This is a genomic window from Mizugakiibacter sediminis, from assembly GCF_000953855.2.
In the GTDB taxonomy this organism is placed as follows: domain Bacteria; phylum Pseudomonadota; class Gammaproteobacteria; order Xanthomonadales; family Rhodanobacteraceae; genus Mizugakiibacter; species Mizugakiibacter sediminis.
In genome coordinates this window covers 1,554-19,700 of record NZ_DF970233.1, presented here as the reverse complement: position 1 = coordinate 19,700, position 18,147 = coordinate 1,554, and the positions used below count along the sequence as shown (strand labels likewise).

Annotated in this window: 22 protein-coding genes; 17 read left to right on the top strand and 5 right to left on the bottom strand. The window is 70.2% G+C overall.

Going from position 1 to position 18,147, the window contains the following annotated elements; all coding sequences use genetic code 11:
* Nucleotides 1-37 precede the first annotated feature (37 nt).
* From MBSD_RS10995 to rpe, 3 genes are all read left to right on the top strand, one after another.
* On the top strand, nt 38-352 hold the full coding sequence (locus MBSD_RS10995) for a c-type cytochrome (protein WP_062537369.1): 315 nt from the start codon (nt 38-40) through the stop codon (nt 350-352).
* Nucleotides 349-1,134 carry a co-chaperone DjlA gene (gene djlA, locus MBSD_RS10990; protein ID WP_062537368.1) on the top strand — a complete coding sequence of 262 codons (786 nt, stop codon included), beginning with the start codon at nt 349-351 and terminating at the stop codon, nt 1,132-1,134. The genes MBSD_RS10995 and djlA overlap by 4 nt, the downstream gene beginning before the upstream one ends.
* A gap of 110 nt (nt 1,135-1,244) precedes the next feature.
* Nucleotides 1,245-1,916: a ribulose-phosphate 3-epimerase gene (rpe, locus tag MBSD_RS10985; protein ID WP_062537367.1), complete on the top strand. Its 672-nt coding sequence runs from the start codon at nt 1,245-1,247 to the stop codon at nt 1,914-1,916.
* Nucleotides 1,917-1,977: 61 nt separating this feature from the next.
* On the opposite strand, the gene MBSD_RS15900 is transcribed toward rpe, so the two are convergent.
* Together MBSD_RS15900 and MBSD_RS15495 are read right to left on the bottom strand one after the other, a co-directional pair.
* Complete coding sequence (locus MBSD_RS15900; RefSeq protein WP_272898339.1) at nt 1,978-2,100, bottom strand: hypothetical protein; 123 nt, start codon at nt 2,098-2,100, stop codon at nt 1,978-1,980.
* A gap of 10 nt (nt 2,101-2,110) precedes the next feature.
* The gene (locus tag MBSD_RS15495) at nt 2,111-2,257 is read right to left on the bottom strand and encodes a hypothetical protein (protein ID WP_187300651.1); all 147 of its coding nucleotides are present in this window, start codon (nt 2,255-2,257) and stop codon (nt 2,111-2,113) included.
* A 191-nt stretch (nt 2,258-2,448) separates the two neighbouring features.
* On the opposite strand from MBSD_RS15495, the gene pdsR reads away from it, so the two are divergent.
* Both pdsR and MBSD_RS10975 read left to right on the top strand, forming a co-directional pair.
* Entirely contained in the window at nt 2,449-3,138 is a 690-nt protein-coding gene (gene pdsR, locus MBSD_RS10980; protein WP_062537366.1) for a proteobacterial dedicated sortase system response regulator, read from the top strand.
* 187 nt (nt 3,139-3,325) lie between these two features.
* Complete coding sequence (locus tag MBSD_RS10975) at nt 3,326-5,326, top strand: ATP-binding protein (RefSeq protein ID WP_062537365.1); 2,001 nt, start codon at nt 3,326-3,328, stop codon at nt 5,324-5,326.
* A 31-nt stretch (nt 5,327-5,357) separates the two neighbouring features.
* On the opposite strand, the gene MBSD_RS10970 is transcribed toward MBSD_RS10975, so the two are convergent.
* Complete coding sequence (locus MBSD_RS10970; RefSeq protein ID WP_272898340.1) at nt 5,358-5,603, bottom strand: Lrp/AsnC ligand binding domain-containing protein; 246 nt, start codon at nt 5,601-5,603, stop codon at nt 5,358-5,360.
* 11 nt (nt 5,604-5,614) lie between these two features.
* On the opposite strand from MBSD_RS10970, the gene MBSD_RS10965 reads away from it, so the two are divergent.
* The 11 genes from MBSD_RS10965 (at nt 5,615) to MBSD_RS10920 (ending at nt 15,229) form a co-directional block, all read left to right on the top strand.
* Nucleotides 5,615-6,082, top strand: a complete 468-nt coding sequence (locus tag MBSD_RS10965) for a peptide deformylase (RefSeq protein WP_062537363.1) — start codon at nt 5,615-5,617, stop codon at nt 6,080-6,082.
* A 47-nt stretch (nt 6,083-6,129) separates the two neighbouring features.
* Nucleotides 6,130-6,330, top strand: coding sequence for a hypothetical protein (locus MBSD_RS10960; protein WP_062537362.1), 201 nt, complete (start codon nt 6,130-6,132; stop codon nt 6,328-6,330).
* 147 nt (nt 6,331-6,477) lie between these two features.
* Complete coding sequence (locus MBSD_RS10955; protein WP_082306623.1) at nt 6,478-7,326, top strand: RHS repeat-associated core domain-containing protein; 849 nt, start codon at nt 6,478-6,480, stop codon at nt 7,324-7,326.
* A 25-nt stretch (nt 7,327-7,351) separates the two neighbouring features.
* Entirely contained in the window at nt 7,352-7,729 is a 378-nt protein-coding gene (locus tag MBSD_RS15195) for a hypothetical protein (protein WP_148667871.1), read from the top strand.
* A gap of 243 nt (nt 7,730-7,972) precedes the next feature.
* Entirely contained in the window at nt 7,973-9,448 is a 1,476-nt protein-coding gene (gene trpE / locus MBSD_RS10950; protein ID WP_062537361.1) for an anthranilate synthase component I, read from the top strand.
* 16 nt (nt 9,449-9,464) lie between these two features.
* Nucleotides 9,465-10,697 (top strand): dicarboxylate/amino acid:cation symporter, encoded by a 1,233-nt coding sequence (locus MBSD_RS10945; protein ID WP_062537360.1) that lies wholly within the window; start codon nt 9,465-9,467, stop codon nt 10,695-10,697.
* Between the two features lie 127 nt (nt 10,698-10,824).
* Complete coding sequence (locus MBSD_RS10940) at nt 10,825-11,439, top strand: anthranilate synthase component II (RefSeq protein WP_062537359.1); 615 nt, start codon at nt 10,825-10,827, stop codon at nt 11,437-11,439.
* Between the two features lie 117 nt (nt 11,440-11,556).
* Entirely contained in the window at nt 11,557-12,600 is a 1,044-nt protein-coding gene (gene trpD, locus MBSD_RS10935; protein ID WP_062537358.1) for an anthranilate phosphoribosyltransferase, read from the top strand.
* A gap of 15 nt (nt 12,601-12,615) precedes the next feature.
* On the top strand, nt 12,616-13,497 hold the full coding sequence (gene trpC / locus MBSD_RS10930; RefSeq protein WP_425478113.1) for an indole-3-glycerol phosphate synthase TrpC: 882 nt from the start codon (nt 12,616-12,618) through the stop codon (nt 13,495-13,497).
* A 2-nt stretch (nt 13,498-13,499) separates the two neighbouring features.
* Nucleotides 13,500-14,207 (top strand): haloacid dehalogenase-like hydrolase, encoded by a 708-nt coding sequence (locus MBSD_RS10925; protein WP_062537356.1) that lies wholly within the window; start codon nt 13,500-13,502, stop codon nt 14,205-14,207.
* A gap of 68 nt (nt 14,208-14,275) precedes the next feature.
* Nucleotides 14,276-15,229: a bifunctional helix-turn-helix transcriptional regulator/GNAT family N-acetyltransferase gene (locus MBSD_RS10920; protein ID WP_062537355.1), complete on the top strand. Its 954-nt coding sequence runs from the start codon at nt 14,276-14,278 to the stop codon at nt 15,227-15,229.
* Between the two features lie 9 nt (nt 15,230-15,238).
* Here MBSD_RS10920 and MBSD_RS10915 read toward each other — a convergent pair whose 3' ends face one another.
* Together MBSD_RS10915 and crp are read right to left on the bottom strand one after the other, a co-directional pair.
* Nucleotides 15,239-15,973, bottom strand: a complete 735-nt coding sequence (locus MBSD_RS10915; RefSeq protein WP_062537354.1) for a sulfite exporter TauE/SafE family protein — start codon at nt 15,971-15,973, stop codon at nt 15,239-15,241.
* A gap of 71 nt (nt 15,974-16,044) precedes the next feature.
* Entirely contained in the window at nt 16,045-16,722 is a 678-nt protein-coding gene (gene crp / locus MBSD_RS10910; protein ID WP_062537353.1) for a cAMP-activated global transcriptional regulator CRP, read from the bottom strand.
* Nucleotides 16,723-17,107: 385 nt separating this feature from the next.
* Here crp and speD point away from each other — a divergent pair, with 385 nt between their 5' ends.
* Complete coding sequence (gene speD / locus MBSD_RS10905) at nt 17,108-17,890, top strand: adenosylmethionine decarboxylase (RefSeq protein WP_082306622.1); 783 nt, start codon at nt 17,108-17,110, stop codon at nt 17,888-17,890.
* The last annotated feature ends 257 nt before the right edge of the window (nt 17,891-18,147 follow it).

Below are 18,147 nucleotides of genomic sequence, written 5' to 3'. Positions count from 1 at the left end.
TGGTAGAATCCGCGGCGATCTCGAGCCCGGTCCCGCGATGACCCGTCTGCCCGTCCTGGCCCTGCTGGCCGCCGCCGCGCTTCCCGCCGCGGCGCAGACTCCCGCCAAGCCCGCCCGCCTCGGCCTGTGCGCCGCCTGCCACGGCGAGGACGGCCGCGCGCGCGTGCCGGAAACGCCGAACCTGGCCGGCCAGCGCTTCGACTATCTGCTGAAGGCCCTGCGCGCCTACAAGAGCGGCCAGCGCGACGTGCCGGTGATGCGCGCCGCGCTGGGGCCGCTCGGCGACGCCGAGCTGGAACAGCTCGCGCGCTGGTACGCCGACCTCGCGCCCTGCGCGGCGGGCGCGCGATGAGGTATCTCGGCAAGCTCATCGGCGCGGCCATCGGCCTGCTGCTGTTCCACAACCCGCTGCTGGCGCTGCTGTTCGCCGCGATCGGCCACATGTTCGACGCCGGCATGCTGCGCACGCAGCCGCGCCTCGACGTGCACGGCTACATCGATCCGCTGTTCGCGCTGCTGGGCGCGGTGGCGAAGTCGGACGGCCGCGTGTCGGAGGCGGAGATCGCCGTGGCCGAGCGGCTGATGGGGCGGCTCGGCCTCGACGCCGCGCAGCGCCAGCGCGCCATCGCGCGCTTCAACGCCGGCAAGCAGCCCGGCTTCGACGTCGGCCTTGTCATCGGCGAGCTGAAGGCGTGGTGCGGCGGGCGCCGCGATCTCGCCTTTCCGGTGATCGACATGGTGGTCGAGACCGTGCTCGCCGAGGGCGGTGTCAGCGCGGAGAAACTGAAGATCCTGCGCCGGCTGGCGTGGTCGCTGGGCGTGACCGAGATGGATCTGGTGGCGATGATGGCGATGAAGGGCTACGCCTGGACGCCGCCCGGTGCCGGCGCCGGCAACAGCGGCTACGAGCCGCCGCGGCGGCAGGCCAGCGGGCCCGATCCCTACGCCGTGCTGGGCGTGCCGCGCAGCGCCGACGCGCGCACGATCAAGCGCGCCTACCGCAAGCTGATCGGCGAGCACCATCCCGACCGCCTCGGCAACCTGCCCGATGACATGCGCCGCCGCGCCGAACAGCGCGCCGGCGAAATCAACGCCGCCTACGAGCGCATACAATCCGAGCGCGGTTTCACCTGACGCGGCGGGGGATCGCGCGGACATTCCCTCTCCTCCATCGCGCGCGATGGGGGAGAGGGCGCTGTGACACTCGCGCCGTCGATGCGGCGTCACCACCTGCGGAGCGTTCGATGAAACAGTCCACCGTGATTGCCCCTTCCATCCTCTCCGCGGATTTCGCGCGGCTCGGCGAGGAGGTGGACCACGTGCTCGCCGCCGGCGCCGACTGGGTGCATTTCGACGTGATGGACAACCATTACGTGCCGAACCTGACGATCGGCCCGCTGGTGTGCGAGGCGCTGCGCAAGCACGGCGTCGCCGCGCCGATCGACGTGCACCTGATGGTCAAGCCGGTCGACCGCCTCGTGCCCGACTTCGCCAAGGCCGGCGCCACGCTGATCAGCTTCCATCCGGAAGCGAGCGACCACGTCGACCGCACGCTGCAATTGATCAAAGCCTCCGGCTGCCAGGCCGGCCTGGTGTTCAACCCGGCCACGCCGCTCGGCCATCTCGATTACGTGCTCGACAAGCTCGACCTGGTGCTGATCATGTCGGTCAACCCCGGTTTCGGCGGGCAGAGCTTCATCCCCACGGCGCTGGAGAAGCTGCGCCGCGCGCGCGAGATCATCGATCGCAGCGGCCGTCCGATCCGCCTGGAGGTGGACGGCGGCGTCAAGCCGGACAACATCGCCGAGATCGCCGGCGCCGGCGCCGACACCTTCGTCGCCGGCTCGGCGATCTTCGGCCAGAAGGACTACCGCGCGGTGGTCAAGGCGATGAAGGACGCCGCGGCCGCGGCCTGAGCGCGCCGAAGAAGGCGGCCGGCGCGGGGTTGCCGCGCCGGCCGAAGCTCGACGGGGAAGCTCAGCAGGTCTGCCAGTCCGGGTCCGGCGCGTCCGGCGCCGGCGCCTGGACTGCGTGGTCCGCATCCGCCGGATCCATCCAGCGTTCGAGGCCGTCGTCGTCGGGGATGCGTTGCGCGTTCATCGGCGGGTCCTCAGCGCAGCGAAACCAGCAGGCCCAGCAGCAGCGCGCCCAGGGCCAGGGCCACCCGCAGCGGTTCGAAGGTGCGGGCGAGATCGGTGTTGGTTTCGATCGATGGGCGGTCCACGGTCGTCTCCACGGCAAGGAGGGACGATGCCATTGCACCGCTGCCGCGCGGCGTGGCGCGGCGGCGTCCGGGGCAGGGCGGCGACGCGTTGTGGCAAAACGCGGGCAGCGCGCGCCGGCCGCTTGCACCGTGACGTGGCGCACTGCACGCTGACGTCGCGCCCGTGCATCAAGGACGCAATGTCCGCCGCCGAGGCGCAGATTCCATCCGTTGAGGAAGGTTCCATGGGCCGAAGCATCGCCATCGTCGAAGACGAACCGCTGATCCGCGCCAACTATGTCGAGGCGCTGTCGCGCTTCGGCTACGAAGCGCGCGGCTACGCCTCGCGCCGCGAGGCCTCCAACGCGTTCGCCACGCGGCTGCCGGATCTGGTGATCATCGACATCGGCCTGGGCGACGAGCCGGAGGGCGGTTTCGACCTGTGCCGCGAGCTGCGCGCGAAGTCGGCGACGCTGCCGATCATCTTCCTCACCGCGCGCGATTCCGACTTCGACGTGATCTCCGGCCTGCGCCTCGGCGCCGACGACTACCTCAGCAAGGACACCAGCCTGCACCAGCTCGCCGCGCGCATCGGCGCGCTGTTCCGCCGCATCGAGTCGCTGAAGCAGCCGGCGTCCAGCGAGACGGTGATCGAGCACGGCCCGCTGAAGCTGGAAGCCGAGCGCATGCGCGTCACCTGGAACGGCGTCGAGGTGCCGCTGACCGTCACCGAGTTCTGGATGGTGCACACCATGGTGCGCTTCCCCGGCCACGTGAAGAACCGCGACCAGCTGATGCGCGAGGCCGAGCTGGTGGTCGACGACGCCACCATCACCTCGCACATCAAGCGCATCCGCAAGAAGTTCGTCGCCGTCGCGCCGGATTTCGACGCGATCGAGACGGTGCATGGGGTGGGCTATCGCTGGAAGCCGTGAGGGGAGTGCCGGGAGACGGTAGACGACAGACGGAAAGGCGCGGGATTCCGGCGTTCGCCGGAATCCGGTACGGTACCGTTGCGCAGCACACCCAACCTTCGGACAGGAGGGACTTCGGCGGCAGTCGCCGGTTGCCGGCTTGCGCCGGCATGACGAGCGCCAAGCCGTCTCCCGTCTCCCATCGCCCATGACCCTCCGTCGCAAGCTGCTGCTCGTCGCGCTGTCCACGCTGGTGCTGCCGGCGGTGGGTCTGCTGTACGTGCGGCAGATGGAGCAGATGCTGCGGCACGCGCAGGAGCAGGCGTTGACCGCCTCCGCGCGGGCGCTGGCGCGCGCGCTCACCGTCGCCGACGCCGCGCTGCCGGCGCCCGGTGCCGCGTGGTACGTGCAGCCCGCCGTGCAGCCGATCGTGATCGACGGCTACGGCGACGACTGGGCGCCGCTGACGCCGTGGGTGCAGCGGCCCGAGCAGGGGCTGCGCGTGCTGCTGGCCGAGGACAGCGCCTGGCTGTACCTCTACGCCGAAGTGCAGGACGCCACGCGCACGCGCCGCGAGGCCGACGATCCCGCCGCGCTGCAGGCCGATCATCTCGTGCTGACCCTGCGCCGCGGCGCCGCGCAGCAGCGCTACCTGATCGCCAGCACCGCGCCCGGCGCGTTCCGCGCGCGCCCGCTGGATGCGCCGACCGCCGATCTGCCCGATCCGCTGGACGGCGAATGGCAGGACGACGGCAGCGGCTACCGCATCGAGCTGCGCATCGCGCGCGCGCAGATGCCGGACCACCTCGCGCTCGCCGCCTACGACGCCGACGCGCCGCGCCGTTTCGCCGACGACGTCGAGCCGCGCCCGCTGCTGGCCTATTCCGCGCCGCTGGCGCGCGAACTGGCGCAGCTCGCGCCGGACGGCACGCGCGCGCGCCTGCTCAGCGCGGAAGGCTGGCTGCTGGCCGAGCACGGATCGCTGGCCGTGCGCGATGCGGTGCGAGGCACGCCGGCGTGGCTGTCGGCGCTGGTCTACCGCGGCCTGATCGCGCCGGCGTTGAGCGGTTCGCAGGCGCTGTCGCAGGACGCGCCGCGCGTCGACGCGCCGGAGGCGTGGCAGGCGCTGTCCGGCGTGCCGGCCGCGAGCTGGCGCGCCGGCACCGAACCCGGCAGCGTGGTGCTGGCGGTGGCGGTGCCGCTGCTCGACCGCGGCGAGACGCGAGGCGCGCTGCTGCTCGAGCAGGCCAGCCGCAGCGTGCCGCTGCTCGCCAACCGCGCGCTGCTAGGCCTGCTGCTGGCGAGCGTCGCCGGTCTGTTGATCGCCGGTGGCCTGCTGTTCGCCTTCGCCACCTGGCTGTCGCTGCGCATCGGCCGCCTGCGCGACGCCGCCGACGTCGCCGTGCGCCGCGAAGGCCGCTACGACGGCGCCTTCCCACAGGCCGACGCCGCCGACGAACTGGGCGATCTCGCGCGCAGCTTCGCGCGCCTCACCGACGCGGTCGGCGCCTATACCGACTACCTGCGCACGCTGGCCTCCAAGCTGTCGCACGAACTCAACACGCCGCTGGCGATCGTGAAGTCCTCGCTCGACAACCTCGAGCACGCGGCGCTGCCGGCCGAGGCGCAGCCGTACCTCGCGCGCGCCCGCGACGGCGCCGCGCGGCTCGGCGCGATCGTGCGCGCGATGAGCGAATCGAGCCGCATGGAGCGCGCCATCGCCGGCGCCGAAGGCGAGGACTTCGACCTCGCGCAGGTCGTGCGCGGCTGCGCCGAAGCCTACCGCGCGCTGGCCGCGCCGCGCCGCGTCGAATGCGTGCTGCCGGAATCGCCGCTGCCGCTGCACGGCGCGCCCGAACTGATCGCGCAGGCGCTGGACAAGCTGTTCGACAACGCGCTGTCGTTCACGCCCGAGGACGGCTGGATCCGCCTCGGTCTGCGCGCGCTGCCCGACGGCGCCGCCATCGAAGTCGCCAACCGCGGTCCGCTACTGCCCGCGGCCATGCACGGCCGCCTGTTCGACTCGCTGGTCAGCCTGCGCGACGCCACCTCGCGCGCCGCCGCCCCGCACCTCGGCCTCGGCCTCTACGTCGTGCGCCTCGTCGCCGAACTGCACAACGGTCGCGCTGAAGCGCGCAACCTCGACGACGGCAGCGGCGTCGCCTTCACGCTGGTGCTGCGGGGCATGGCGCGGCAGCGGATGGTGTGACCACCGGTTTCCGCGCGGAGCATGCGCGCGATCAGCGCGTTTCCCCTGACCCATCGGGCGCCAAGGGCACGTCGAGCCCCACCTTGACCCGATCCATCACCACGCTGGTGCGGAAGCCGCGGATGTTGGGGTTGTCGAAAAACTTCCGGCGGGTGAAGTCCTCGTAGGCGGTCATGTTCCACGCGGTGACCACGAGCATGAAGTCGGAGGATCCGGTCACGTAGTTGCACTGCTGGACTTCGGAACTGCTGCGCATATCGCGCTTGAACGCGTCGATGCCGCATCAGCGTGCCCGTAGACTTCGGCGGCGCCGATCTGTCGGCGCATCAGGCCGACCTCGCCGCGGCGCTGTCCGCGTTCAGAGCGTCGCACGGCTGGGGCAGGGCGGTGGCGCTGCCGCAACTCGGCGTGGCGAAGCGCATCGTCGCCTTCGACCTGGGCGGCGGTCCGTTCTTCGCGATCAACCCCGTCATCGAGTGGCAGAGCCCAGAAACCTTCGAAGTGTGGGACGACTGCATGTGCCTGCCGGAGATCGCCGTGCGCGTGCGCCGCAGCCGTTCGCTCACGCTGGAATACCTCGACGCAAACCGCAAGCGCGTGCGCCTGGAGCGCGTGTCCGAGGATCTCTCGGAACTGATCCAGCACGAGATGGACCACCTCGAAGGCGTGCTGTTGACCGACCGCATGCTGCCCGAATGGGGCGTGGTCGCGCGGGAAGCGCGCGATCGCGCGCGACCGATCAAGCGCGAGCCGTAGCCACCACGCCGCGGTGGTTTTGACCACGCGACTTGCTGCATGCGGTGATGTACGGCCGCTTGTTCAACTTCATGCGCAACCTGCGCGACGCCGCGTCTCGTGCCCTCGACTGGCACCCCGGCTTCTATGTCGTGCGCCTAGTCGCCGAACTGCACAACGGCCGAGCCGAAGCGCGCAACCTTGAGGCCGGCAGCGGGTTTGCCTTCACGCTGGTGCCGCGGGGGATGGCGCGGCAACGGGTGGTATAAGTGCCTCTGCCACCCCTCGGACAATTTGTGGACTCCTCACCCGATTCAAGGGGTCAAGCCCCGGCGGCTCGTCGTGTTGCGGTACGGAATGAATCGACGGGCATTCTGTCGTATATGTAAAGTGTCTATCTACCAAGGAGTCTGATCATGCGCACAGGGATCGTGTTCGCTCTGCTTGCCTCCGCGGCATCGTTCGTACGCGCGGAAACGGTGGTCTACTACCACACCGATGCCCTGGGCAGCCCGGTTGCAGTGACGGATGCCAACCGGAACGTCATTGAACGTACGCGCTATGCGCCCTACGGCGACACGCTCAACCGCCCCCTGCACGAAGGCCCCGGCTACACCGGCCACGTGACCGACGCCACAACCGGCCTGATCTACATGCAACAGCGCTACTACGACCCGACACTAGGGCTGTTCCTGAGTGTCGATCCTGTGGCAGTCGATGGAAAAATTGGCACCAACTTCAACCGGTACTGGTACGCCAACGAAAATCCGTATCGGTTCACGGATCCGGACGGACGCCGGATAGTCGTCAACGGGACGGATGATTTCAAGAAGAAGGCGCAGGCGGATATCAAGAAAATTGCAGAGGGCAGAGGTGGGAAGGTACTTGTCGAGAAACTCGAGGCTACAAAGAACATCATTCTCATCACACAAGACAGCAATCACGACGGTAACTCCACACAAGCCTCCGAAGGGCCCTCGCTCAATGGTGGGTTAGGGAAAGGCTCGACCGTGTCGTACGACCCCGAGTCGAAGGTCGGCGGGAAAGACGCAAATGGCAGCAGAGTGCGGCCGGCCTACGTAGGACTTGCGCACGAATTGGGACATGCTCGTGCTATCGATATCGGCAGGCAAAGTTATGATATGGGGTCGGGCAAACCTGGCACCACTCCGCCGAGTGAGATTCACTCGATGGCTAATGAGAATATGGTTCGACAAGAGCAAAATTTGCCGGTTCGTCCAAGCTATTATGATGATGGTCATTAAGCGGCATTCGACTCAAGGAAGATGTATGCGCATACTTGATGCGTCCGCATTAATTTTTTCCATATTGATCGCGTTTGCGATGACCTTGTCTGGTGAAGCAAAAGCAAGCGAGAAAAATTGTGCTTGGACCCCGACTGCGGAGCTTGTCGACAAGATCGAGGCCGGTCTTGAAATGCCACGCGGTCACCCTCTGCAGGCATATCGAAGATATTATTCAGGGGAGGCGTCCGGAGGCCATCATGTGGTTATTGCGGTGTTCTTGAAGTCCGATCACCCGGGTGTCGAGGTCGTTCCACGCGATAAGTTGCCTCGCATTCTCGACGGCGGCTGCTCAGTGATGCATCTTCGTTACGACGTTGAGTCACAAAAGGTGCTCATGCTGATATGCAGCGGTGTTGCTTGAAAGCACAACGAGATTAGCTGTACTGCCTATCCATGAGCCGAGCCAGAGTACTCTTTCGAGAGCGCCGCTCCTGATCCGGCACCATCAGGCAGCTCAAGGCATAATGTGATCGCCAGCGACGCCTGCCCACCGCAGGAGTTTCTGTTTCTGGTCAACCGGGTCTCCAGACTTTCCGCGCCTGACGTCTCCCCCACGCTTTGCTAAGGTGGAAGCTTTCCGCCCCCCACCCCGACCCCCGCCGCCGTGATCACCCAGGACGAATTCGCCGAGCTCGCCCGTGAAGGGCATACGCGCATTCCCGTCGTGCGCGAGGTGCTGTCCGACCTCGATACGCCGCTGTCGGTCTACCTCAAGCTGGCCGACGGTCCGTACACCTTCCTGCTGGAGTCGGTGGCGGGCGGGGAGACCTGGGGACGCTACTCGATCATCGGCCTGCCGGCGCGGCGGGTGTACCGGCTGCGCGGACACACGCTGACCGTCGAGGAGCTGGGCGAGGTCGTGGAGACGCGCGAGCTGGCCGATCCGCTCGGCGAGGTCGAGAAGATCCGCGCCGGCTACCGCGTGCCGCGGCTGCCGCAGTTGCCGGCGTTCACCGGCGGCCTGGTCGGCTACTTCGGCTACGAGTGCGTCGGCCTGATCGAGCCGCGCCTGACCGGCTGGAACGCGCCCGACCAGCTCGGCACCGACGACGCGCTGCTGATGCTGGCCGAGGAGCTGGCCGTCTTCGACAACCAGAAGGGCCGGCTGTACCTGATCGTGCACGCCGACGCCGCCGAGCCGCAGGCCTACGCCAAGGCGTGCCGGCGCCTCGACGCGCTGGCCTTCCGCCTGCGCAAGTCGGGTTCCGCGTATCCGGAGACGCTCGCGCCGGACACGCTCGACGAAGCCGACTTCGTCTCCGGCTTCACCCGCGAAGGCTTCGAGGCCGCGGTGCGCAAAGCGCAGGAGCACATCCGCGCCGGCGACATCTTCCAGGTGGTGCTGTCGCAGCGCATGAGCGTGCCGTTCCGCGCGCGGCCGGTGGACGTCTACCGCGCGCTGCGCGCGCTGAACCCGTCGCCGTACATGTTCTTCCTCGACCTCGGCCGCACACAGGTGGTCGGTGCCTCGCCGGAGACGCTGGTGCGCCTGAAGGACGGCCGCGTCGCGCTGCGCCCGCTGGCCGGCACGCGCCCGCGCGGGCGCACGGTCGAGGAAGACCAGGCGCTGGAGCGCGAGCTGCTGGCCGATCCGAAGGAGCGCGCCGAGCACCTGATGCTGATCGACCTCGGCCGCAACGACGTCGGCCGCGTCGCCGCCACCGGCACCGTCGAAGTCAGCGAGGCGTTCGCCATCGAGCGCTACTCGCACGTGATGCACATCGTCTCGCACGTCGAAGGCAGGCTGCGCGACGGCCTGAGCTACATGGACGTGCTGAAGGCGGCGTTCCCCGCCGGCACGCTGTCCGGCGCGCCCAAGGTGCGCGCGCTGGAGATCATCCAGGCGCTGGAGCCGGTCAAGCGCAACATCTATTCCGGCGCGGTCGGCTGGATGGGCTGGTGGGGCGACGCCGACATGGCCATCGCCATCCGCACCGCGGTGATCCAGGACGGCCGCCTGCACGTGCAGGCCGGCGCCGGCATCGTCCACGACTCCGACCCCGCCAAGGAGTGGGAGGAGACGATGAACAAGGGCCGCGCGCTGTTCCGCGCGGTGGCGAAGGCGGCGCAGGGGTTGTGAGGGAGCATCGGCATCCATGAGCCCGACCGCGCGCGTCCTCGCCGGCCTCGCCGCCGGCGCCCTGCTGGGCCTCGCCTTGGCCGCATGGCAGCCGGCCCTGGCCGCGCAGGCCGCCGGCGCGGTGCAGCCGTTCGGACGGTTGTGGCTGGCGGCGCTGCAGATGACGGTGGTGCCGCTGGTGCTGGCATTGGTGGTGGTGGGCGTCAACACTGCCAGCGATGCCGCGGCATCGGGGCGCATCGCGCGGCGCGCGCTGGTCGTGTTCGTCGTGCTGCTGGCGTTCGGCGCGCTGTTCGCCGGGCTGATGGCGCCGCTGCTGTTCCGGCTGTTCCCGCATTCGCCCGCGCTGGCCGAGGCGCTGACCCGCGCCACCGCGGGCGCCGCCGCCCAGGCCGCGCCGGTCGGTTGGACGGACGCGCTGCTGGCGATCGTGCCGAGCAATCCGATCCAGGCCGCCGCACAGGGGGCGATGCTGCCGCTGGTGGTGTTCGCGCTGTTCCTCGGCTTCGCGCTGACGCGCATCGAAGCCGCGCGCCGCCGTCTGCTGGTGGATGTTTTCCAGGCGCTCGCCGAGGCGATGACGAGGATCGTGCGCTGGGTGCTGTGGACGGCGCCGCTGGGCGTGTTCGCGCTGATCTTCGCGGTGAGCGCGCGCGCGGGCCCGGGCATGATCGGCGCGCTGGGCGCGTACGTGTTGGTCGATTGCGTGCTGTACGTGGCCGTGGGCGCGGCGATGCTCGGCGTCGCCGTGTGGTGGGGCGGCGAGCGGCTGGGACGTTTCCTCGCCGCCACGGCGCCGGCGCAGGCGGTGGCGGCGAGCACGCAGTCGTCGCTGGCCGCGTTGCCGGCGATGCTGGAGGGCGCCGAGCGGCTCGGCATGCCGAAACCGGTCGGCGCGCTGGTGTTGCCGATGGCGGTGTCGCTGTTCCGCCTGACCAGCCCGGTGCAGTACATGATCAGCGCCTGCTTCATCGCCTGGGCGGTGGGCACCGACCTCGGTCCGGCGCAACTGCTGGCCGGCGCGGCGCTGGCGGTGGTGATCAGCCTGGGCTCGGTCGGGTTGCCGGGGCAGGTGACTTTCGTCGCGGTGAACGTGCCGGTGGCGCAGACGATGGGCGTGCCGGTGGGGCCGATCGGCCTGCTGCTGGCGGTGGATACCCTGCCCGACGTGTTCGCCACCGTCAGCAACGTCACCGCCGACATGGCTGCGGCGGTGGTGGTGGCGCGGCGCGCGGAGAAACGCGCATGAGCGCAGCGCGCGCGTTGGCGGCGTCGGGGGCCATCCCGCACAATGATGCGAGGCCGCCGTCGCCGGCGTGCCTCGGCCTTCGAGACGATGCCGCACGGCGCGCGCCGCCGGCGGCGGGGCGGGTTCCATGCTGCTGATGATCGACAACTACGACAGCTTCACCTTCAACCTCGTGCAATACCTCGGCGAGCTGGGGCAGGAGGTGCAGGTGGTGCGCAACGACGCGCTGGACGTCGCCGCGATCCGTGCGCTGGCGCCCGAGCGCATCGTCATCTCGCCGGGGCCGGGCACGCCGGACGACGCCGGCGTGACGCTGGCGCTGCTGCGCGAGCTGGGCGGGGAGATCCCGATCTTCGGCGTCTGCCTCGGCCTGCAGGCGATCGGCCAGGCGTTCGGCGGCCGCGTGGTGCGCGCCGGCGAGATCATGCACGGCAAGACCTCGATGATCCGCCACCGCGGCCGGGGCGTGTTCGCCGGCTTGCCCGATCCGTTCGAGGCGACGCGCTACCACTCGCTGGTGGTGGAGCAGGCGACGCTGCCCGACTGCCTGGAAGTCACCGCCTGGACCGAGCGCGCCGACGGCACGATCGACGAACTGATGGGCCTGCGCCACAGGACGCTGCCGATCGAGGGCGTGCAGTTCCACCCCGAGTCGATCCTGACCCAGCACGGCCACGACCTGCTGCGCAATTTCCTCGGCCAGCCGCTGCCCATCCCGTTCGCCCTGAGCGCAGGCGCGTAGCGCCGAGTCGAAGGCGGTCCGAGCGTCCTTCGACTTCGCGGCCCGCGGCCGCTACGCTCAGGACGAACGGCGACCCCATCGACCGTTCCTCCGCCGCGGCCATCACTCCGGATACCCATGCCCATCACCCCCCAGGAAGCGCTGCAGCGCACGATCGAGCATCGCGAGATCTTCCACGACGAGATGATCGACCTGATGCGGCAGATCATGGGCGGCCAGGTGTCGCCGACCATGATCGCCGCGATCGCCACCGGCCTGCGCGTCAAGAAGGAGACCGTCGGCGAGATCACCGGCGCCGCGCGCGTGATGCGCGAGCTGGCGGTGCGCGTCGAGGTCGAGCCGCATCCGCACATGATCGACATCGTCGGCACCGGCGGCGACGGCGCCAACAGCTTCAACATCTCCACCGCGGCGATGTTCGTGGCGGCCGCGGCCGGCGCGCGCGTGGCCAAGCACGGCAACCGCGCGGCGTCGTCGAAGTCGGGCAGCGCCGACGTGCTGGAAGCGCTGGGCGCGGCGATCGAGCTGCCGCCCGCGGCGGTCGCCGCGTGCATGCGCGAGACCGGCATCGGTTTCATGTTCGCGCCGCACCATCATCCGGCGATGAAGGTGGTGGCGCCGGTGCGCCGCGAAATGGGCGTGCGCACGCTGTTCAACATCCTCGGGCCGCTGACCAATCCGGCCGGCGCGCCGAACATCTTGATGGGCGTGTTCCACCCCGACCTGGTCGGCATCCAGGTGCGCGTGCTGGAGCGGCTCGGCGTGCAGCGCGCGCTGGTGGTGTGGGGCCGCGACGGCCTCGACGAGGTGTCGCTGGGCGCCGCCACGCTGGTCGGCGAGCTGAAGGACGGCCGCGTGCGCGAGTACGAGATCGAGCCCGAGGCGTTCGGCTTCGCCATGGCCTCCAGCCGCAACCTGCGCGTCGAGGATGCGCGGCAGTCGAAGGCGATGCTGCTGGAAGCGCTGGACAACCGCCCCGGCATCGCCCGCGACATCGTCACGCTGAACGCCGGCGCGGCGCTGTACGCCGCGCAGGTCGCCGGCTCCATCGACGAAGGCATCGAGTGCGCGCGCGCGGCGCTGGCGAGCGGCGCCGCCCGCGCGAAACTGGACGCCTTCGTCGCGGCGACGCGGCGGTTGGCGGGCGGGGGCGGAGAATAGGGAGCAGGGAGCGGGGTGTTGTCGACTGCCGTCCGTCGCCGGCCTTCGCCAAGGCGACGTGGCTTAGAATGCCGTCCCCCGTCTCCCGTCTCCCGTCTCCCCATGGACGACATCCTCAAACGCATCCTCGCGCGCAAGGCCGAGGAGATCCGCGAGCGCAGCGCGCGGCTGCCGCTGACCGAACTGTCCGCGCGCTGTGCCGACCTGCCGCCGACGCGCGGCTTCGCCGCCGCGCTGGAGGCGAAGATCGAGGCCGGCGAGGCGGCAGTGATCGCCGAGGTGAAGAAGGCCAGCCCCTCGAAAGGCGTGATCCGCGCCGATTTCCGTCCGGCGGAGATCGCGCGCAGCTACGCGGCCGGCGGCGCGGCCTGCCTGTCGGTGCTGACCGACGTCGACTTCTTCCAGGGCGCCGACGCCTACCTGCAGCAGGCGCGCGCCGCCTGCGAGCTGCCGGTACTGCGCAAGGACTTCACCATCGACCCGTACCAGGTCTACGAGGCGCGCGCGCTGGGCGCCGACGCGATCCTGCTGATCGTCGCCGCGCTGGGTGACGCCGCGCTGCTGGAGCTTTCGCTGCTCGCCGCCGAGCTGGATCTCGACGTGCTGGTCGAGGTGCACGACGCCGCCGAGCTGGAGCGCGCGCTGGACGTGCCGGCGCTGGTGGTCGGCATCAACAACCGCAACCTGCGCACGTTCGAGACCTCGCTCGACACCACGCTCGATCTGCGCGCGCGCGTGCCGGACGACCGCCTGCTGGTGACCGAATCCGGCATCCACGCGCCGGCCGACGTAGCGCGGATGCGCGCCGCCGGCGTGCACGCTTTCCTGGTCGGCGAGGCGTTCATGCGCGCCGCCGACCCCGGCGCCGAGTTGCGTCGTCTTTTCGCGGGCGGCTGAGCATGCAGGACAGCAGGGGGAAAACCGCCGCCGACACGGTCGCGGCGGGCGCCGCGCGGCGCGTGGTGCTGTTCGACTTCGACGGCGTGCTGGTGCGCGGCGACAGCTACGAGCTGTTCCTGCGCGAGCGCTTCGCCCGCGCGCGCTGGCGGCTGCTGCCGGCGCTGCCGCTGCTGCCGTTCCTGCCGCTGCTGCTGCGCAGCGTGCGCGGCAAGGGCTGGGTGGCGCGCGCGTTCACGCGCCTGGCCACGTTCGGCGTCGGCGAGGCGCGCTTCCGCGCCCATGCCGAGGCGTTCGGCCGTGCGCTGGCGCGGCGCCCGCGCGCGTTCCTGCGCGAGGGCGTGGCGACGCTGCGCCGGCACGTCGCCGCCGGCGACCGCGTGCTGATCGTCAGCGCCAGCGAGGAGACCCTGCTCGGCGCGATCCTGGACGAGCTCGGCCTCGGCGACATCGAACGCATCGGCACGCCGGTGCGCGCCGGCTGGCTCGGCGTGCGCGCCGCGCCGCACAACTACGGCGCCGTCAAGCTGCGCCGGCTCGCCGAGCGTGGCATCGCGCCGGCCTGGGCGGTGGCCTACAGCGATGCGCTGTCCGACCTGCCGCTGCTGTGCGGCGCCGAGCGCGCCGTGCTGGTCAACCCCGCGCCGCGCGCGCTGGCCCGCTTCGGCCGTGCGCTGGGCGAGCGCGCGCAGGTGGTGTACTGGGACTGACGGGGGCTTGCGCGGCCGCCAGCCGATCAATTACGTTAGCACTTACATAAGTGCTGACGGATATAGCCATGTTCCTGCAGGATCAGGGCGAGCTGGCGATGGGCAGCCGCCTGAAGGCGCTCAGCGAGCGCCTGTACGCGATCGCCGACGAGGTGTACCGCGCCAGCGGCCAGACCCTGGAGGCGCGCGCCTTCCCGCTGCTGCGCTACCTGCAGGTGAAGGGGCCGGCGACGGTGACCGAGATCGCCGCCGCCATCGGCCAGACCCATTCCGCGGTCAGCCAGGCCGTGGCCAAGCTGCGCCGCGGCGGCTGGCTGGTGCGCCGGCGCGACCGCGCCGACGCGCGCCGCGGCCTGCTCGAGCTGAGCGCCGAGGCCGAGGCGCGGCTGGACCGCCTCGGCCCGCAGTGGCGCGCGATCCGCCGCGGCGTGCGCGCCGCCGCCGCGCGCTGCGGCGGCGACCTGCTCGGCGCGCTGGCGGCGTTCGAGCGCGAGGTGGCGCGCGGCGAGCTGACGCGGGAGATCCTGGCCGAACATGCGCGCATCGACGCGGCGAGGGTGGAGATCCACCCTTACCGCGCCGACTGGCGCGAGCACTTCTACCGGCTCAACGCCGGTTGGCTGGAGCGCTACTTCGCGCTGGAGCCGATCGACCGCCAGGTGCTGTCCGACCCGGACACGCACGTGCTGGCGCCGGGCGGCGCGATCTTCTTCGCCGCGCTCGACGGCGAGGTGATCGGTACCTGCGCGCTGCTGAAGGAAGCGCCGGGCGTGTACGAGGTCTCGAAGATGGCGGTCGAGCCGGGCTTCCGCGGCCGCGGCGCCGGCGGCCTGCTGCTGGACGCGGTGATCGCCGAGTTCCGCCGCCGCCGCGGCCGCACGCTGTTCCTGGAGTCGAACCGCAAGCTGGCGCCGGCGCTGCGCCTGTACGAGCGCGCAGGCTTCGTGCACCACCCGGCGCCGCGGCCGGGCTCGCACTACGCGCGCGCCGACGTCTACATGGTCTACGAGGGGAAGCGCTGACGCCGGCGTTCAACGCAGCAACTGCCACAGGCTGAGGCCGGTCACCAGCGCGCCCACCGCGACCAGCACCAGGCGCTCCGGCAGGTGGCGCACCAGCCAGGCCGCGAGCGGCGCGGCGATCACGCCGCCGGTCAGCAGGCCCAGCACGATCGACCAGTGCTGGATGCCGATGTGCCAGACCAGCGTGGCGGAGATGCTCAAGGTGACCAGGAATTCCGCGGCGTTGACCGAGCCGATCGAGGTGCGCACCGCGCCGCCGCGCGCGATCAGGGTGGAGGTGGCGATCGGCCCCCAGCCGCCGCCGCCGATCGCGTCCAGCAGGCCGGCGACGAAGCCGAGCGGCGCCGGATGGCGCATGCGGCCGCGGAACAGCGGATGCCCGGTGGCGCGCAGCAGCACCAGCAGGCCGAGGATCAGCAGGTAGGCGGAGACGAACGGCCGGATCGCCTCGCCCGGCACGTTGGCGAGGAAGTACGCGCCGAGCGTGCCGCCGGCGACGCCCGGACCCGCCAGGCCGAGGAACAACTTGCGTTCGACATTGCCGAAGCGGGCATGCGCCGCCGCCGATGCGGCGGTGGTCGCCACCTCCGCCGTGTGCACGCCGGCGCTGGCGACCGCCGGCGGCAGGCCGAGCGCCAGCAGCACGGAGGAAGACACCAGGCCGTAGGCCATGCCGAGCGCGCCGTCGACCAGTTGCGCGAGCAGGCCGACGGCGACGAAGCCGAAGAATGCATTCCAGTCCACGCCGCGTCCCCGCGCCGGATCGCCCCGACGCTACGGGGCGTGCGGTTTAATCGCCGGTTGGTCCCGTCGGATCAGCGCGTGCCGCGCACCACGATGGTCTTGCCGGAGACGTTGATCATGCCCTGGTCCTCGAGCTGCTTGAGGACGCGGCCGACCATCTCGCGCGAGCAGCCGACGATGCGGCTGATCTCCTGGCGGGAGATGCGGATCTGCGTGCCGTCCGGATGCGTCATCGCGTCCGGCTCCAGGCACAGGTCGATCAGCGTGCGCGCCACGCGCGTGGTGACGTCCATGAACGCCATGCGGCTGACCTGGCGCGAGGTGCGCAGCAGGCGGTTGGTGAGCTGCAGGCCGATCGCGAACAGCACCTTCGGGCACTCCTCGCGCAACGGGCCGGCGAACAGGTTGAACAGGCGCTCGTAGCTGATCTCGGCCAGCTCGCAGGGCAGGCGCGTGCGCACCATGGTTTCGCGCTGCGCCTGTTCGATGAACAAGCCCATCTCGCCGATGAACTCGCCGCGGTTGATGTAGGCGAGGATCAGCTCGCGGCCTTCCTCGTCCTCGGTGCAGACCGTGACCGAGCCCTCGATCACGTAGTAGAGCGTGTTGGCCGGATCGCCCGGGCGGATGATCGCCGTCTTGCCGGGATAGCGGCGGCGGTGGCACATCGCCAGGAAGCGTTCCATCGAGGCCGGGTCCGGCGCGAGCTGGACGGGAGCGTTGGAGCGGTCGAAGGCCTGTTGCAGCATGTACTTGAGCTGGTGGGGGGCCACAGTCGCTTCCTCGGCTGATGGTGGGCCAGGCGGCGCGCGCCGCCAAGCTGCGCGCCGGTCTGCCCGTGCGCCGCAGCGACGATTGTCACGATCTTAGACCAAATGTGAAGTCCTGCGCGTATCCGTCCGCCGGGGGGACGGATGCCGGTCCCGCAAGGGGCGGCGCGGGCGCGGCCCCGCGCGCGGTTCACAAGCCCGCCCCCTTGCCGCATAATGCGCGGCTTCGACGAGCGGGCGCCGCAGCGTTCCGCCACAAGGGTCGCGGAGCGCGTCTCCGCGTTTTGGCTTGTAAAGGTGGGGACCCTTGTCGCTAACCCGCCGCGACCCAGGCCGCCAACCGCTGCCGCGAGGACGCGCTGCCGTGAAACCGCTGCCACGCCTCAAGCTGCAGGGCTTCAACAACCTCACCAAGGCCCTCAGCTTCAACATCTACGATATCTGCTATGCCGTGTCGGAAGACCAGCGGCAGCGCTATATCGAGTACATCGACGACACCTACGACGCCGACCGCCTGACCACGATCCTCACCGACGTGGCGGAAATCATCGGCGCCAACATCCTCAACGTCGCCCGCCAGGACTACGACCCGCAGGGCGCGTCGGTGACGATCCTGATCTCGGAGCATCCGGTGGTCGAGAAGCTCGGCCGCGACGTGATCTCCGACGCCGTGGTGGCGCACCTCGACAAGAGCCACATCACGGTACACACCTATCCGGAGACGCATCCGCACAACGGCATCGCCACGTTCCGCGCCGACATCGACGTCGCCACCTGCGGCGTGATCTCGCCGCTGAAGGCGTTGAACTACCTGATCGACAGCTTCGAGTCCGACATCGTCACCATGGACTACCGCGTGCGCGGCTTCACCCGCGACGTGAAGGGCAAGAAGCACTACATCGACCACAAGATCAACTCGATCCAGGACTACCTGGCCAAGCACATCCGCCAGAAGTACGAGATGTTCGACGTCAACGTGTACCAGGAGAACATCTTCCACACGAAGATGCACGTGAAGGACTTCGACCTCGACACCTACCTGTTCGAGGCGCACGCCGACGACCTCTCGTTCAAGGAGCGCCAGCGCATCGAGGCGCTGCTGAAGCGCGAGATCGAGGAGCTGTTCCACGGCCGCAACCTGATGTGAGACCGCACCGCCGAAGCCCCGCCGTGCGCGGGGCTTCGCGTTTGCGCGGCGGCGCCGCTTGACCTGGGTCAGCCCGGCGGCGGCGTTCCGGGCTACGCTGCTCGGCGCGCTTTCCTCCGGAGTGTCGCCATGAACGCCCGCCTCGCTTCCCTGCCGTTCGCCCTGCTGCTGGCCGCCGCCGCTCCGGCGATGGCGCAGCACGAACATGCCGCGCCCGCCGCGCACGTCGACGCGCTCTCCGGCGCCACCCGCGCGCG

Excerpts from the sequence above, each read along its gene's own strand:
- MBSD_RS10995 (WP_062537369.1), top strand. The coding sequence starts at position 38 with ATGACCCGTCTGCCCGTCCTGGCCCTGCTGGCCGCCGCCGCGCTTCCC.
- djlA (WP_062537368.1), top strand. The coding sequence starts at position 349 with ATGAGGTATCTCGGCAAGCTCATCGGCGCGGCCATCGGCCTGCTGCTG.
- rpe (WP_062537367.1), top strand. The coding sequence starts at position 1,245 with ATGAAACAGTCCACCGTGATTGCCCCTTCCATCCTCTCCGCGGATTTC.
- MBSD_RS15900 (WP_272898339.1), bottom strand. The coding sequence starts at position 2,100 with ATGAACGCGCAACGCATCCCCGACGACGACGGCCTCGAACGCTGGATG.
- MBSD_RS15495 (WP_187300651.1), bottom strand. The coding sequence starts at position 2,257 with ATGGCATCGTCCCTCCTTGCCGTGGAGACGACCGTGGACCGCCCATCG.
- pdsR (WP_062537366.1), top strand. The coding sequence starts at position 2,449 with ATGGGCCGAAGCATCGCCATCGTCGAAGACGAACCGCTGATCCGCGCC.
- MBSD_RS10975 (WP_062537365.1), top strand. The coding sequence starts at position 3,326 with ATGACCCTCCGTCGCAAGCTGCTGCTCGTCGCGCTGTCCACGCTGGTG.
- MBSD_RS10960 (WP_062537362.1), top strand. The coding sequence starts at position 6,130 with ATGTACGGCCGCTTGTTCAACTTCATGCGCAACCTGCGCGACGCCGCG.
- MBSD_RS10955 (WP_082306623.1), top strand. The coding sequence starts at position 6,478 with ATGCGCACAGGGATCGTGTTCGCTCTGCTTGCCTCCGCGGCATCGTTC.
- MBSD_RS15195 (WP_148667871.1), top strand. The coding sequence starts at position 7,352 with ATGCGCATACTTGATGCGTCCGCATTAATTTTTTCCATATTGATCGCG.
- MBSD_RS10945 (WP_062537360.1), top strand. The coding sequence starts at position 9,465 with ATGAGCCCGACCGCGCGCGTCCTCGCCGGCCTCGCCGCCGGCGCCCTG.
- MBSD_RS10940 (WP_062537359.1), top strand. The coding sequence starts at position 10,825 with ATGCTGCTGATGATCGACAACTACGACAGCTTCACCTTCAACCTCGTG.
- trpD (WP_062537358.1), top strand. The coding sequence starts at position 11,557 with ATGCCCATCACCCCCCAGGAAGCGCTGCAGCGCACGATCGAGCATCGC.
- MBSD_RS10925 (WP_062537356.1), top strand. The coding sequence starts at position 13,500 with ATGCAGGACAGCAGGGGGAAAACCGCCGCCGACACGGTCGCGGCGGGC.
- MBSD_RS10920 (WP_062537355.1), top strand. The coding sequence starts at position 14,276 with ATGTTCCTGCAGGATCAGGGCGAGCTGGCGATGGGCAGCCGCCTGAAG.
- crp (WP_062537353.1), bottom strand. The coding sequence starts at position 16,722 with ATGCTGCAACAGGCCTTCGACCGCTCCAACGCTCCCGTCCAGCTCGCG.